10 protein-coding genes are annotated in these 14,108 nt (G+C 45.1%); 3 read left to right on the top strand and 7 right to left on the bottom strand.

Annotation, left to right across the window (positions count from 1 at the left end; genetic code table 11):
- Positions 1-107 precede the first annotated feature (107 nt).
- On the top strand, positions 108-827 hold the full coding sequence (locus LZG73_RS18540) for a DUF3784 domain-containing protein (protein WP_233853359.1): 720 nt from the start codon (positions 108-110) through the stop codon (positions 825-827).
- Here LZG73_RS18540 and LZG73_RS18545 read toward each other — a convergent pair.
- The 7 genes from LZG73_RS18545 to LZG73_RS18575 all read right to left on the bottom strand — a co-directional run bounded on the left by LZG73_RS18545 (position 820) and on the right by LZG73_RS18575 (position 11,876).
- Entirely contained in the window at positions 820-2,349 is a 1,530-nt protein-coding gene (locus LZG73_RS18545; RefSeq protein ID WP_233853360.1) for a tagaturonate reductase, read from the bottom strand. The two genes, LZG73_RS18540 and LZG73_RS18545, sit on opposite strands and share 8 nt — an antisense overlap.
- Before the next feature lie 118 nt (positions 2,350-2,467).
- On the bottom strand, positions 2,468-4,945 hold the full coding sequence (gene lon, locus LZG73_RS18550) for an endopeptidase La (protein ID WP_233853361.1): 2,478 nt from the start codon (positions 4,943-4,945) through the stop codon (positions 2,468-2,470).
- 170 nt (positions 4,946-5,115) lie between these two features.
- Positions 5,116-5,628 carry a DUF6702 family protein gene (locus LZG73_RS18555; protein ID WP_233853363.1) on the bottom strand — a complete coding sequence of 171 codons (513 nt, stop codon included), beginning with the start codon at positions 5,626-5,628 and terminating at the stop codon, positions 5,116-5,118.
- Positions 5,629-5,635: 7 nt separating this feature from the next.
- A complete protein-coding gene (rseP, locus tag LZG73_RS18560) occupies positions 5,636-6,952 on the bottom strand; it encodes an RIP metalloprotease RseP (protein ID WP_233853366.1) in 1,317 nt (438 codons plus the stop codon).
- A 128-nt stretch (positions 6,953-7,080) separates the two neighbouring features.
- Positions 7,081-8,889 (bottom strand): MutS-related protein, encoded by a 1,809-nt coding sequence (locus LZG73_RS18565; RefSeq protein WP_233853368.1) that lies wholly within the window; start codon positions 8,887-8,889, stop codon positions 7,081-7,083.
- Positions 8,889-10,700 carry an ABC transporter ATP-binding protein gene (locus LZG73_RS18570; RefSeq protein WP_233853370.1) on the bottom strand — a complete coding sequence of 604 codons (1,812 nt, stop codon included), beginning with the start codon at positions 10,698-10,700 and terminating at the stop codon, positions 8,889-8,891. The genes LZG73_RS18565 and LZG73_RS18570 overlap by 1 nt, the downstream gene beginning before the upstream one ends.
- 93 nt (positions 10,701-10,793) lie before the next feature.
- Positions 10,794-11,876: an acyltransferase gene (locus tag LZG73_RS18575; RefSeq protein WP_233853372.1), complete on the bottom strand. Its 1,083-nt coding sequence runs from the start codon at positions 11,874-11,876 to the stop codon at positions 10,794-10,796.
- A gap of 226 nt (positions 11,877-12,102) precedes the next feature.
- Here LZG73_RS18575 and LZG73_RS18580 point away from each other — a divergent pair, with 226 nt between their 5' ends.
- Positions 12,103-12,672, top strand: a complete 570-nt coding sequence (locus tag LZG73_RS18580; RefSeq protein ID WP_233853373.1) for an RNA polymerase sigma factor — start codon at positions 12,103-12,105, stop codon at positions 12,670-12,672.
- Positions 12,653-14,071: a hypothetical protein gene (locus tag LZG73_RS18585; RefSeq protein ID WP_233853374.1), complete on the top strand. Its 1,419-nt coding sequence runs from the start codon at positions 12,653-12,655 to the stop codon at positions 14,069-14,071. Before LZG73_RS18580 ends, LZG73_RS18585 begins: the two co-directional genes overlap by 20 nt.
- The last annotated feature ends 37 nt before the right edge of the window (positions 14,072-14,108 follow it).

The raw sequence follows: 14,108 nt of genomic DNA on the forward strand, positions 1-14,108 counted from the left end.
AGTATTCGGAAATTAATATTTATTGCAATAAGCTACGGGTCAAAAAATAATGCCAGTGCTTACTTGAATTTGAAAAAAGTAAATTTTACCTCCTTAATCAAAAAGCTATGTTGTTGGCCGCCATCATTTTATCAGTTGTTTTTACATCGCTTGGTTTTCTGGTCACGCCCGGTAATGCAAAATATATCTTGTCGGGCTACAACACCATGTCCGAAGCTGACCGCGCAAAGATGGATATCACTTCCTATATCCGGTTTTTTAGGAAATTCCACATCTTTTTAGGAGCCACATTACTTGCCGGTTTCTTCATTATGAAGCTGATCAACAACAACTGGGCTGGAGCTTTCATCATTATTTATCCGATTCTTGCTTATGTTTTTCTTGTCGCAAAAGGCAGCACATTTTATCGCGGAACCACTGGTCAGCGCTCGGCGACCTATGTGATCATGGCAATTTTGATCGTCATCACAGCTGGCGTGAGCTTGCAGCTTTATTCAAGCTTGCAAAACAGCGAGCTGATATTGACAGCCAACGAACTCGAAATCAAAGGCATATACGGCCTGAAATTGAATAAAACGGATATTTCGAAAGTTGAACTGGTTCCGGCGCTTCCACCCATTTCTTACAAGTCTAACGGGTTTGCGGCCGGTGATTTTGCAAAGGGAGCTTTTGTAACGAAAGACGGACGGTCGGTGAAGCTTTTTGTCAATAAAAAAACAAATCCGTTCTTGTTTATCACAACAAAAACGGATCAGATCTATTACAGCTCAGATGCAGTCGCCTCGCAAGCGCTGTATGACAAGTTGAGAGATTGGAGTGCTAACTAATGTCAATGTTCGGCGCATCAGCGCCCGGAACAATGCGCAATGTTGTATCCAATGCATCGCGATCGACCATATGGGATTGCACGGCGTCCAAAAAGCCCGGGAGCAGCGTTAAATCTGTGTCCCAAAGCGTCACGTCAGCAAGAACTTTGGCTGCCAAATCCAATGGCGACGAAGCCGTTTGCCATATTTCATCAAAGTAAGGCGCTGAGTCGCAGCGGATCGGGTAGGATTGTCCATCACGGTCGCCAAAATAACTGCCGTCGTTGTGCACAACGGGTTTCATGAATTTTAAAAATGCAGCAAAGCCTTTTGCGAACAGTTCCGGTGCTTGTTCCGAACTTTTATAATGGTTAAGCAGCGTAGGAATGTTGCGCAGCTTCATTTTGGCCGTGTATTGGACGGTTATATAAATCAATTGATGCCGGATAAAGGGATTACGGAAACGGTCCAAAACCTGATTGCCAAATTCCTGAGCCCGCGCCAAATCGACTGGATAGGGAATTGCCGGGGCGAGTTCTTCCAGCATAACATCGGCGATGAATGCAGCCGTTTCGGGATTTTGCATGCTTTCGCTTACCGTGTCCAGACCGTGCAGGAAGCAAAGTCCGCATGCGAGTGTGTGCGTGCCGTTGAGCAGCCGCAATTTTAATTCTCTGTAAAGGTCTATGTCGGGCTCAATAACCACGCCCTGGTCGGCCTGGGCAAAGGTTAGCACAGAGCGAACATACTCGCTTCCTTCAATGGCCCAAAGTCTGTAAACTTCTGAAACAATCAGCAAATCATCGCGATAACCCTGTTTTTCAGAAATCAGTGACACTGTTTCAGCATCAGGCTTGCCAGGCACAATGCGGTCCACGAGCGAGCTGCAAAAATGGTTGTGTTTTTCAAGCCATTGGACAAACTTTTCGTCCAGATTATGCCTTTTTGCATGTTCAAAAACAATGTCGCGCAGTTTCTGACCGCTGTTTACGATAAGTTCAGTAGGAATAATGACCATTCCTGAATCGGCACTTCCGCCGAATGCATTGAAACGCTCGTATAAATAAGCCGTTAGTTTTCCTGGATAGGAAGCGGGCGGGCTGGCAAAAATGTCGTCTTCTGTGAGTTGTATGCCCACTTCCGTTGTGTTGGAAATGACAATCTTCAATTCAGGATTATGGGCGCATTGTAGAATTTCAGCCCAATTGACATTCGCCGAAATGGTCCGGCTGATTGCAGTGTTAATTACCAGCTCATCGACATGATTTCCGTTTTCAATGCCGCGAATGCTGTGTGAAAAAACATTCTTTTGTGACTCAAAAGCGTCTGTTCCGCCGCTGTTTGTGGATTTAACCACTACAATCCGTCCATTGAAAATCCCTTGCTGATTGGCTTTATTCACAAAGTAATCCGGCAAACCCCGCAACAGCACACCAGTGCCGAACTGAATGATCTTCTCAGGCAGCGCAAGCAGATTTGTATGGTTTGGCAGAAGATCGGGACGTTGATCCAATAGTTCGGGGGAAAGCTGTGATAAGGACATCTTATGAATGGAAAGTTGTTGATATGTGGACGTCATTTTGAATTACAAACCCTTATGCAAAAAAGGCACCCGAGGGCGCCTTTTTGAACTTCAAATGTATATTTTTTTTAATACGGTCCTAAGCATCCAAAGTCACGTATCCGCTTTCTTCTTTTTCTTTTTTCTCGTCAGGGAAAATGAATTTGGTCGCATTTTTCACTTTTTCAGGAAGCAATGCATATTCTAGAACTTCATCGATCTGATCCACATAATGGAACGACAGATCCTTAATGTAATTGGCAGGCACTTCTTCTACATCCTTGCGGTTTTTCACACAAAGGATGATTTCCTTTACACCCGCGCGACGCGCCGCCAGAATCTTTTCCTTCACTCCGCCCACAGGCAAAACTTTACCCCTTAATGTGATCTCGCCTGTCATTGCGATGAATGGTTTCACCCGGCGCTGCGTGAAAATCGAGGCCATAGAAGTGACCATCGTCACCCCCGCAGAAGGTCCGTCCTTAGGCACAGCGCCAGCAGGCACGTGCACGTGAAGATCATAATGATTGAAAATCCGGTAATCAATGCCTAATCGGTCGGCATTCGCTTTGAGATATGACAATGCGGCAACGGCAGATTCTTTCATGACATCACCCAGCTGGCCGGATAATGTAAGGTTTCCTTTTCCGCGGCTCAGACTGGTTTCAATGAACAAAATTTCGCCACCAACAGAAGTCCACGCCAAGCCGGTTACAACGCCAGCAAAATCATTGTCCTGATAAAGATCTTTGTCAAAAATCTCTGCGCCAAGATATTTTTCAATTTGTTCCGGCTTGATGGTTTTCGGATATTCCTGCTCCATCGCAACGGATTTCGCGATTTTGCGGACAACCGAGCCGATTTTTTGTTCCAGATTCCGAACGCCGGATTCTCTCGTATAACCTTCAATGATCTTAGTCAGCGCCGAATCATCAATTTTAATGTCAGTTGATTTCAGCCCGTGATCTTTGCGTTGTTTCGGAACCAGATAACGTTTTGCGATCTGCAATTTCTCTTCGATCGTGTAACCAGTCATTTCAATGATCTCCATCCGATCGCGCAATGCAGGGTGAATGGTGTCCAGTGCATTGGCTGTTGCCACAAACAAAACCTTGGAAAGATCGTATTCAACTTCCAGGTAATTATCTGTAAATGAGGAATTTTGCTCAGGATCAAGCACTTCGAGCAATGCCGAAGAAGGATCGCCGCGATAATCGGAACTTACTTTGTCAATCTCGTCCAGAATAAAGACAGGATTTGCATAACCCGCTTTTTTAATGTTCTGGATGATTTTTCCCGGCATTGCGCCAATGTATGTTTTTCTATGACCGCGAATTTCCGCCTCATCGTGCACGCCTCCAAGCGCCATTCTAATGTATTCGCGGTTCAATGCTTTTGCAATGGATCTTCCCAATGATGTCTTTCCGACCCCGGGAGGCCCATAAAGACAAAGAATCGGTGCTTTCAAGTTGCCTTTCAGCTTTAAAACGGCCAGATATTCAATGATCCGTTCTTTCACTTTTTCCAAACCAAAATGGTCCGCATCAAGCACTTTCTGCGCACGGACAAGATCAAAATTGTCTTTTGTATATTGTCCCCAAGGCAAATCGACGAGCATTTCCAGATAATTCATGGTCACCGGATATTCGGGCGCCATTGGGTTAATGCGTTGTAATTTTGTCAATTCTTTTTCAAAGTGGCCACGCACCGTATCCGACCATTTTTTCTGACTTGCTTTCAAGCGGATTTCATCCAGATCACGTTCCGGACTGTCCATTCCCAGCTCGTCGTGCAGGACTTTTATTTGTTGTCTCAGAAAATAATCGCGCTGTTGCTGGTCAATGTCAGAGCTTGCTTTGGTCTGAATTTCCCTTTTCAATTCCAGCATTTCAATTTCCCGCATCATGTATTGAAGCAGCAATGTGGCTTGCTTGTGGCCATTCCGCTCTTCCAGCAGCTTTTGCTTATCGGCAACTTCTACATTAATGTTCGAAGAAAGGAAATGGATGAGGAAAATCGGGCTTTCAATATTATCCAGTGCAATCCGCGCTTCCTGAGGAATCTCCGGATTCAGACGCATGATCTTATGTGCACCGTCACGCAATGACTGCAAAAGTGCCTTCGATTCTTTCTTGGTCGGGCCAACAAATGAGTCGTCAATTGCTTTTACCTGGGCAGTCAGATATGGTTCTTCGTGTAAAATGGTTTTGATCTCGAAACGCTGTCTCCCCTGCACAATTATGGTCACATTGCCATCTGGTAAGGTGATCATTTTCAGGATTTGAGCAACTGTTCCAACATTGAAAAGGTCCTCAGCAGTAGGGTCTTCCTTATTCGGAATGGCCTGTGTTACTGCGCCGAGTATGCGTTGATTGATGTCAGAATTCCTGTATATTTTTTTTACTAAACGAATCGCTTTTTGGCGCACTACGGTAACGGGAATGACCATTCCGGGGAAAAGCACTGTTTGCCTAATTGGCAGTATCGCAAGTTCTTCAGGGAGTTCAAAAGGCTCGTCGGAGCCGTCAGGGCCACCAAGTGGGACAATTTCAAGGCTATCCATATCTGAATCAGACATGAGAAGCCGACTATATAAGTCAGAAGGTTCAAATTTCATAGGCGTTCTGTCAAATTGACAGATAATCTTTTCCCAATATATAAATAATGACTTTCAAAAGAAAGGGAACATTAATCAAAATAGCCATGCCAACAACGGTTCTGTCAGGCTTTTTGATAACCGCTTTTCGGTTAAAGAATATGTACAGTTTGTCCCTTTTTAAACAGGAATGTGCGTTTTTCGGACGCGTTTTTGATGTTCGTCATATTAACCTGATCATCAAAAACTTCCATAAGTGTGCTGTTTTGTAATTTATACCCATTCAGCGGGCCCTGAAATGGAATTTCAAGATAAACCCAGGTTGCATCCTCCTCTTGCTCTTTCCCCACATACTTGATCGCGACCGGCTTTTTCTGACTGTCCATCAACACAAACGATTTGAGAACATATCGCTCGACCAATGGATCATTTTTGTCGTCGTTTTTTATCACAACGCGCTGTTTGTCATTTCCTTGTGTTAATCCTTTTTCCAAATCATCGGTGAACATGCGAATGCTTACCTCGAATGTCCTGATAGCAGGATTATATTGCATCTGCGTAACGCTCACATGGTAATCGTGAACGGAAGACGACAAGGTCAACAAGCAAAAAAGAAGGAAAGGAAAGAGCGCCAGGCCCTTTCTGCTTTCCTTCTTTTTACTCAAAAATATTTTAAAAAACAGCTTTCCAAACATCATTAAATATCGCAAAAGCCATCAGGCCAAGTAAAAGCACCATGCCGACTTTCTGAGCATTTTCAAGGAACTTATCGGAAGGCTTGCGGCCTGAAATGATCTCATAAGAAAGAATCACCGCGTGGCCACCGTCCAATGCCGGAATGGGCAATGCATTCATGAATGCCAGCACCATGGAAAGCAGGCCTGTCAAATACCAGAAACGGCTCCAATCCCAAACGCCGCCGAACATACGGGCAATGCCAATTGGTCCGCTAAGTGCCTTGGAAGCAGAAACTTCGCCTCTGAATATTTTACCAAAACCTTTGATATTATTGTAAACAACATTAAACGCATCGCCTGTCCCAACCGCAACGGCTTGTGGCAATGTATATTCAATGGCCGTGTAATTCAGCAGACTTTCTGGATAAAAACCCAATGTTCCGTCTTCATCCACGGTTGCGTCGAGCGTTTTGTTCTCTGCTCCGCGCTGCACTACAATCGCCGCTTTCTTGCCTTTTAAACTTTGCAGCTGAGCCTGCAATTCGTGGAAAAACTGAACTGGCTGACCATTGATCGAAACAACCTTGTCGCCGGTTTGCAAACCTGCTTTCTGAGCGGGCGATGCTGCAACAACTTCTCCGATCTTGAATGGCTCCAATGGACGAATAAAGCTTCTTTTCTCCTCAGGATCAGACAATTTCTCAATAAAATTATTTGGAATATCGATCTCAACTTCCTTACCTGCGCGGTTAACCGTGTAAGAGCTGTTGCTTCCCAACAAAACCTCCGAGCTTCCCAACTCGTCAAAATTGGTGAAAGGCTTGCCATTGACCCTTACAATTTTATCGCCCGTTTGCAGACCGATTTCCTTGGCAAGATCTCCCGCTACGATTCCGTATTTGTTAACTTCCGTGCTGGAAAGATATTTGTCTCCCTGATTATAAGCAATTACGATAAAAATGAAAATGCCGACAATCACATTGACGATAATTCCTCCTAACATTACCACTAAACGTTGCCACGCTGGTTTTGAACGAAATTCGTAAGGTTGAGGCTCCTTATTCATTGCCTCCGTATCCATAGACTCGTCAATCATGCCCGATATTTTGACGAAACCGCCCAGCGGGATGGCGCCAATGCCGTATTCCGTTTCTCCTTTTTGAAAGCTGAATATCTTCGGAGGAAAACCAATGAAGTATTTTTCAACTCGCATCCCAAACATTTTCGCAGCAAACATATGCCCCCATTCGTGCAAACCTACCAAGATTGATAAGCCCAGAATGAGCTGTCCTGCCATTATTAATACTTCCATTCAGGTTTCAGTGATCGTTATTTGTTATTAATTAAAGAACTAAATCTAATTATTAAAATCCTTAATCCACTATCAGAATTAAGAAACGTAATTGTGCCCTGTAAAGTTACGCAAAACCCGGCAGAACATTATTTCTCAATGTCGATACCCATCATACGCATCAATTCCGACGCATTGAAACTTTTGCAAATGCCATTGTGCAGCCTGTAATCAAACAGCAATTGCCCATTTTCAACATCAGACCTGAAATGGAAATTATGGACATAATTTTCTGTCGCGCCCCATTCTCCGAGCTCCAAATCATGCGTGGAAACCAGTCCTGATGCCTTTTTTGAATGTAATTGCCGGATCAATGCTTCGGCGCCGCGATGGCGGTCGGAGGAATTCGTTCCCTTTAAAATTTCATCCAATAAATAGAATACAGGTGCGGAGTCATTTTCGTCAGCCAATTGCAGCAGTCTTTTCAACCTTTTTAACTCCGCATAAAAAGACGAAGTGCTTTCTTCGAGAGAATCTTGCGTCCGCATGCTGCTGAAAACGCGCACTGGCGAACATACAAAGCTTTTGGCACTCACCACAGCGCCCATTTGCGCAAGCACAAAATTAAGCCCAATGGTGCGCAAGAATGTGCTTTTCCCCGACATATTGGAGCCCGTCACCAATATCGTATGACCCGTTCCGGAAACTTGAAAATCGTTACTGATGCGGCGATCCAATGGAATGAGCGGATGGCCCATTTCAGTTGTATTTATTTGAAATTCAGGGGAATCAACAACATTAGGAGCAATGTATGCAGGATTCGCAAACGCGTGTCCGCCCAGGCTGTTCATTGCTTCCGCATCCGCAAGGACTTCCAGCCAATCCGCTAATTTGTCGTGATAAGTTTGTTTCCAGCTTTCCAGTCCTGCAAGACAATGAATGTCCCACAGCGTTGGAATGCCTACAAAGAGTGAGAAAAAGATATTATTTCGATAATCCAGTCTCGCAAAAAGTGTCCCAACTTGCTTCAACGCGTTGGAAGAATCCGCAATGCGAACTTTGCGATCGAGCCACCATTGCGACTGATAAGGAAAGGATTGCGCCACTTCCAGAATTTCGCCATAGGAAACCAATGTTTTCCCTAACTCGGCTGTCCGGTTGGTAACGGATTCAACGTAGGCCTTAAACCGCGCGATCAGCACGGCATTCACTGCAATGCACAATAACAAGGTGAAAGCTGGCAAAACAGACGCCAAATAAAGGATGGCAACGACGACTGTAATGACACTAAACCAGCGAAAGGGCAAAAGCGAGGCCAGTTTTTTATCCATGAATTCCGTAGACCAGCTCCTGAAATCACCCAGATGCTCCGCAGCATGTTCGTGCAGCAATGCTGTCGCTTCCAATGACTGTATCAATTCAGGATGCTTGCCAAACTCGGCGGCCGCTTCCTGGCGAAGCTTGATTTCTTTGACATCTGCGTGGTTTTTCAGCCAGTTCGCAAGTCGTCGGCTTCCTTCCGCAGTGCGCGTCCGGTTCAGGAGCTTGTAAAGCGAATAATCGCCAAATATGTCCAGATCGCTGCCAAATGCGTGTTCTTTTTCCTGAAACTGCAATCCTGAATCTGATCTGGTGAAGCGGAATGACAGTCTGTTGAGCTCGTCGGTGTTGATAATGCCCAGGTTTCGCTGGAACTCGCGCAACTTGCGCGCCGCTTGCTGGCGACGCATGGAAATCAAGAAAATAAACAGCGAACCGAATGCGACTAATCCCCAAAGCGGCTGATTTTGGTTATTCCAAAGCCATAGAAAGAAGATTATCGAGAAAAAAACGAACAACCTCGCAATGGCCAGCTGATTGAAGTTTTTCAAGGCATCGGCTTCTGCAATGCCAGCTTTGTTTTTTTCGGATTCAAAAAATGCTTGTGGGGATTTGTGGGTTATGCTGCTGTTTTCCATCAATTGCTGTCTGCGGTTTCAAACTGCAATTTGATCAGATTTGCGTACAAACCATTGTCCATAACCGTTAATTGCTGGTGCGTGCCCGATTCTGCAATGCGGCCCTCGCGGATTACATAGATCATATCCACCTTCCGGATTGTTGCCAAACGGTGCGCTATGACGATTGTCGTGCGGTTTTTCATCAGTTCATCCAGGGCAATCTGCACCAGTTTTTCTGATTCGGCATCCAATGAGCTCGTTGCTTCGTCCAGGATCAAAATCTTAGGATCTTTTAAAATTGCGCGGGCGATGGCAATGCGCTGGCGCTGTCCTCCGGAGAGCTTGATGCCCCGTTCGCCGACGACGGTTTCGAATTTTTCTGGAAAAGTTTCGATGAATTCCAGCGCGTGGGCGCGTTTTGCGGCGTCGTAAATATCTTCCCGCGAAGCATCCGGCCTGCCGTAAGAAATGTTTTCATAAATAGTCCCGCCAAAAAGCATCACTTCCTGCGGCACAATAGCAATGTTTTTCCGAAGTTCCGTTAAGCCGAATGCAGTCAGCGGTTTGCCGTCAATGAGAATGTTGCCCGTCTGGTGATCGTAAAAGCGCATAAGCAACTGGATAATCGTCGACTTACCGGCTCCACTATAACCAACCAAAGCGATTTTCTCACCGGCACGGATTTGAAATGAAATGCCCTTCAACACCGGGAGGTCGGGGCGGGAAGGATAAGAAAAATGAACGTCCTGATAGACGATATTTCCTTCGATTGGACTGGCAGAAACATTTCTGGCCGTTTCAAGATCAAGCTCCGGAGTTTCTTCCAATATTTCGAAAATCCTTTCCGAAGCGCCAATAACGCGGTTTATCTGCGCATACAAATCGCCCATCCCGCTAATGGAAGCGCCAATAAATGTCGTGTAAAGAATGAATGTAAAAAGATCAGAAAGCCCAAATTCGCCCGCCTGAACCAATCCCGCGCCATACCAGATCACGCCGACGATCCCGCCAAAAAGTGCGAAAATGACAAACGAAACAAAACCACCGCGGAATGCTGCTGCATAAAGTGAAAGGTCCACCACTTTTTTCAATATCGCCTGATAACGATTCACTTCCAGCGGCTCATTGGTGAATGCTTTGACCACATTAACAGACTGCAAAGTCTCTTCCACAACCACATTGGCCGCAGCGAGCTGATCCTGCACTTTTTTAGAAAGTCGGCGTTGATGGCGACCGAAAAATACAGAAGCGATAACCAGAACGGGAAATGTGGCCAGCATGAAAAGGGTAAGTTTCCATGAAGTGTAAAAAAGTATGGAAACACCCACGATCAAAGTCGCAACTTGTCTGAAAACCTCTGCTAATGTGAAGGAAAGCAATCCTTGCAGCTGAGAAACGTCGGATGTAATCCTGCTCGTCAGCTCACCCACGCGGCGTTGTTCCAGAAATGAAATGGGCAATGTGATGATTTTGGTAAAAACATCTGACCGAATGTTGGTCATCGCCAGCTCGCTGACTTTTGTAAAAAGATAAACCCTGAAATAGGAAAACACGGCCTGGCAAATCAAGACGAGAAACAGGAATAGGGTGATCTGATTGATCGTATAGGGCGATTTGCCTTCGATAACCTCGATAATGCTCCCGACTAATTTGGGAAATGCAAGCGATGTGGCGGTGGAAAGTGCAAGAAATATGAGCCCTATGAAAAAGCTGACCCGGTAAGGCCGGAGATATTTTAGAAGATCAAGCGTCGTTTTAAGCCCCTGCCAGCTTATTTTTCTCACCGCAAAAGGCGATGTCTGTTCGGGATTTGTGTCACTGTCGGCCATTAAAATTTGATATAGTGCATATGGTAACACATATTTTGAGAATAATATTCAAATATGCGCGGTGAGGCTGCAAAAGTAAGTAAGATAGGGAAACTATTGCACTGCAACTTCCTTGGAAGAAGAATTCTGCGCTTTCACCGACCGCTTTTTGTAAGCATTGCGGATGAGCTTATTAGCGGGAGCTTCGATCAGTTTATTGACCAAAAAGGCAATGATGACAACAAAAGCAATGGTTATGAGCAGCGCAGGATAAATGTTTAAGTGCAAGGTGTCCGTCAAAATTGCTAAAAGCCGCATGCCGACATATTGATGGATTAGATAAAGACAATAGGAAATTTTGCCAAAAAAAAGCAATGCGGATTTGTTGAGGAATGCGAGTTTGCCAAAAATTGCAAGCGCAAAAACAATGTGATAAAACGCCAGAACAGCATAATGTTCCATTGGCGTCACGTGATATTGCGACCGGCCTCCGTAATAATGCAAATAACAAGCAGCAAAAAGGCTGAAAAGGATCAATGCTGAGTTTCTGAAAACATTTTTGCCGTCTCTGATCAAATAGAAAAGGATGCCCGAGAAAAAAAGCGGAAAGTGATTCAATAACTCGATTTTCCTGGTTGCCAGCTCGTAGAATTTGATATAATGACCTGAAAACGTGTGGAATGCAAGAATTGCTAATGTAAGGAAAAGGCCTGCCGCGACGATGTTTTTGGTATTCTTAGTGATGAGCAGGATAAAAATCCAAAAGTAAAATACCAGCTCGACCAGCAGCGTCCAATAAGACTGGTCCATGTATTCTTCACCAAAAAAAATGGACGCCATTGTGACATTGGCAAGAAGCCTTGAAACGCTGAGCAAATGCGGCTCAAAATAGAACATGACAAGCGCCGTCAGCAGCATGCAGCACCAAAAAGCGGGATACAATCGGGCAAAGCGTGAAACCAGGAAGTCGGGCCAATGCCTAACCCTTGAAATGGTCATGAAAATGACGAATCCGCTGATCATGAAGAAGATATCAACACCTGTTACACCAAACCGGAATTCCCAGCCGAGCAATGTGCTGTTGGAATTGATGGTAAAGTGGAACACAACCACCATGATTGCAGCGAGCCCGCGCAATGCGTCCAGTTCTAAAAACCGGGTGCTGGCAATATTTTGGCGGGGTGAATCTTCGATCATAATCAATTTCCTGACGCGTCAGGTAAAGCACATTGCGTAATGTCCGCAATTTAAATGATTGTCAAGAATAAATGCACAGTGGCTCCAGGCAGAGGAAAATTTCACATTATCAGGAGCGCTTAAATGTAACATTTTCAATGGGTTGTAAAAAATTCTAAAAAACTTGCAAACTTGTAAGCAACCGTGAATTTGATTCCGGCGTATAAGTGATAAAATAGCGAATAGCATGCCCGAGTATACCTCCGCAGTTCTTATTGAACTACTCGACGGCTGTTTACAGAAAAACCGCCGCAGTCAGGAGCTGTTGTATAAACAGTTTTACGGCTATGCTATGAGTATATGTTTACGCTATACACGCAGCAGGGAAGAGGCGAAAGAAATACTCAACGATGGCTTTTATAAGGTTTTTACAAAACTAGACAGTTTTGATACAAGCCGTTCATTTAAAACCTGGTTGAGTAGAATTATGATTAACACAGCACTGGATCATTACAGGCAGGAAGTTCGCCGGGATGTGTTTGACGATGTGGAAGTTGCGGATCATGTAACCGTTGATGAAACGGTGATCAGCAAGCTCGCCCATGAGGAGCTTTTGGAGTTGATTCAAAAGTTAACGCCCGCCTATCGGCTTGTTTTTAGTTTATCGGTCATAGACGGCTATACACACGAAGAAATTGCAGACCAGCTGAATATTTCGGTAGGGGCGTCAAAGTCGAATTTGTCGCGTGCAAGAGAAAAATTAAGAGAAATGTTATCCAAAATAAATATTGGCGATTATGATAGAGTTACCAGATGACGAACTGGATAAGCTCTTCAGAAAGTCATCAGAAGAGCTTGATCCACAATTTGATCCGGAGGATTGGAATAGTTTAAAAAAGCGGCTCGACCGGCACGACGGAAAGACCGCGGGCGGATGGTTAAGAAAATGGTGGTCGTTGGGTGCACTAGCGCTGCTAATCCCGATCGGCTTTGCGGCTTATTATATGACCAAAAGAACTGTTTCACAAAATGAAAAAACAAAGCAGAACGTAGCAGCAATAAAGGGCTTACAATCGCAGGAGCCAGCGGCTCCCCCTGTTTCTAGCAAAGAAGAGCAAGTCCAGGAGCCAGCGACTTCACCTGTCTCTAGCAAAGAGGAGAAAGTGCAGAAGCCAGCGGCTCCCCCTGTTTCTGGCGAAGAAGGGCAAGCCCAGGAGCCAGCGGCTTCCCCTGTTTCTAGCAATAACAACATTACCGATTACCAACGCAGGAAAATATTGCCCCGGAGCCAGTCTAAGACAGGCGGAGTGTACTTAGAGCCTAACCGCTCAAAGCAGGAGGGAGGCGACGGGGCATTTTCCAATAATTCTGGCCAGGTGCGTGATCAACCGGCTGTCGCGTCTGATGTTAAGCCTTTTTCAGAGCAGACTTTGGCGCAAAATTCAGAGCAACGTTTGCAGCAGAAAGAGCATACAGCTGAGGCCGAGACGCGAATGCTGATTTCAGCGGGGTTGCTTTCCAGCAGGCCATTGAATTGGAAAAACCAACCTGAAAGTCCGGTTGTCGCATATGATGCTCCGGAAGTTGAACCAGAATCAGTGAAGCCTGAAAAACCGGTTGAGGATTATGCCAAATGGGCCGTGCGGTTAGGATATTCACCAGATTTGTCGACCGTTGGATTTAAAAATTTCACCAGACCGGGAGCAGCATTTTCGTTATTGGTTGAATATGGATTGTCGCCTAGAATCTATCTGCAAACTGGTGTGGTGCGGAGTGTGAAGGAGTATTCTGCCAATGCAAACGAATACAAATTGTACGATTACGTTACGAAAATTAACACGCCGTACGCGGTTGATGGTCAATGCACCATGCTGGAAATTCCGCTGGGATTGCGCTTTAATGTAATGCAAAGAGAACAATCCAAGCTGTTCGTAGGAGCCGGAGTTTCTTCGTATTATGCTCAGAAAGAGCAATATAAATATCACTATGCCAAATACGTTCATTACCAAAAAGAAGGATGGAAAGGCAAAACAGGCTGGTTTCTGCTGAGCCACATCAATGCGTCTGTCGGCTATGAACGCAGCATTACTCAAAAATTATCCCTCGTTGCCGAGCCTTACATCCGTATCCCGGTGAAAGGAGTCGGTTACGGAAAAGTGAACCTCACGACTGTGGGAATGTGGATATCGTTGCGCTATACACCCGCCTTCAAATAATGCCGCTTACTGAATTATAACTACTAATTTATATTCA

Source organism: Dyadobacter sp. CY326, assembly GCF_021390515.1.
GTDB lineage: Bacteria > Bacteroidota > Bacteroidia > Cytophagales > Spirosomataceae > Dyadobacter.

Bases quoted from the DNA above. Each gene is read 5' to 3' on its own strand.
- LZG73_RS18545 (WP_233853360.1), bottom strand. From the start codon at position 2,349: ATGTCCTTATCACAGCTTTCCCCCGAACTATTGGATCAACGTCCCGAT.
- LZG73_RS18540 (WP_233853359.1), top strand. From the start codon at position 108: ATGTTGTTGGCCGCCATCATTTTATCAGTTGTTTTTACATCGCTTGGT.
- LZG73_RS18585 (WP_233853374.1), top strand. From the start codon at position 12,653: ATGATAGAGTTACCAGATGACGAACTGGATAAGCTCTTCAGAAAGTCA.
- LZG73_RS18565 (WP_233853368.1), bottom strand. From the start codon at position 8,889: ATGGAAAACAGCAGCATAACCCACAAATCCCCACAAGCATTTTTTGAA.
- LZG73_RS18580 (WP_233853373.1), top strand. From the start codon at position 12,103: ATGCCCGAGTATACCTCCGCAGTTCTTATTGAACTACTCGACGGCTGT.
- LZG73_RS18575 (WP_233853372.1), bottom strand. From the start codon at position 11,876: ATGATCGAAGATTCACCCCGCCAAAATATTGCCAGCACCCGGTTTTTA.
- lon (WP_233853361.1), bottom strand. From the start codon at position 4,945: ATGTCTGATTCAGATATGGATAGCCTTGAAATTGTCCCACTTGGTGGC.
- rseP (WP_233853366.1), bottom strand. From the start codon at position 6,952: ATGGAAGTATTAATAATGGCAGGACAGCTCATTCTGGGCTTATCAATC.
- LZG73_RS18570 (WP_233853370.1), bottom strand. From the start codon at position 10,700: ATGGCCGACAGTGACACAAATCCCGAACAGACATCGCCTTTTGCGGTG.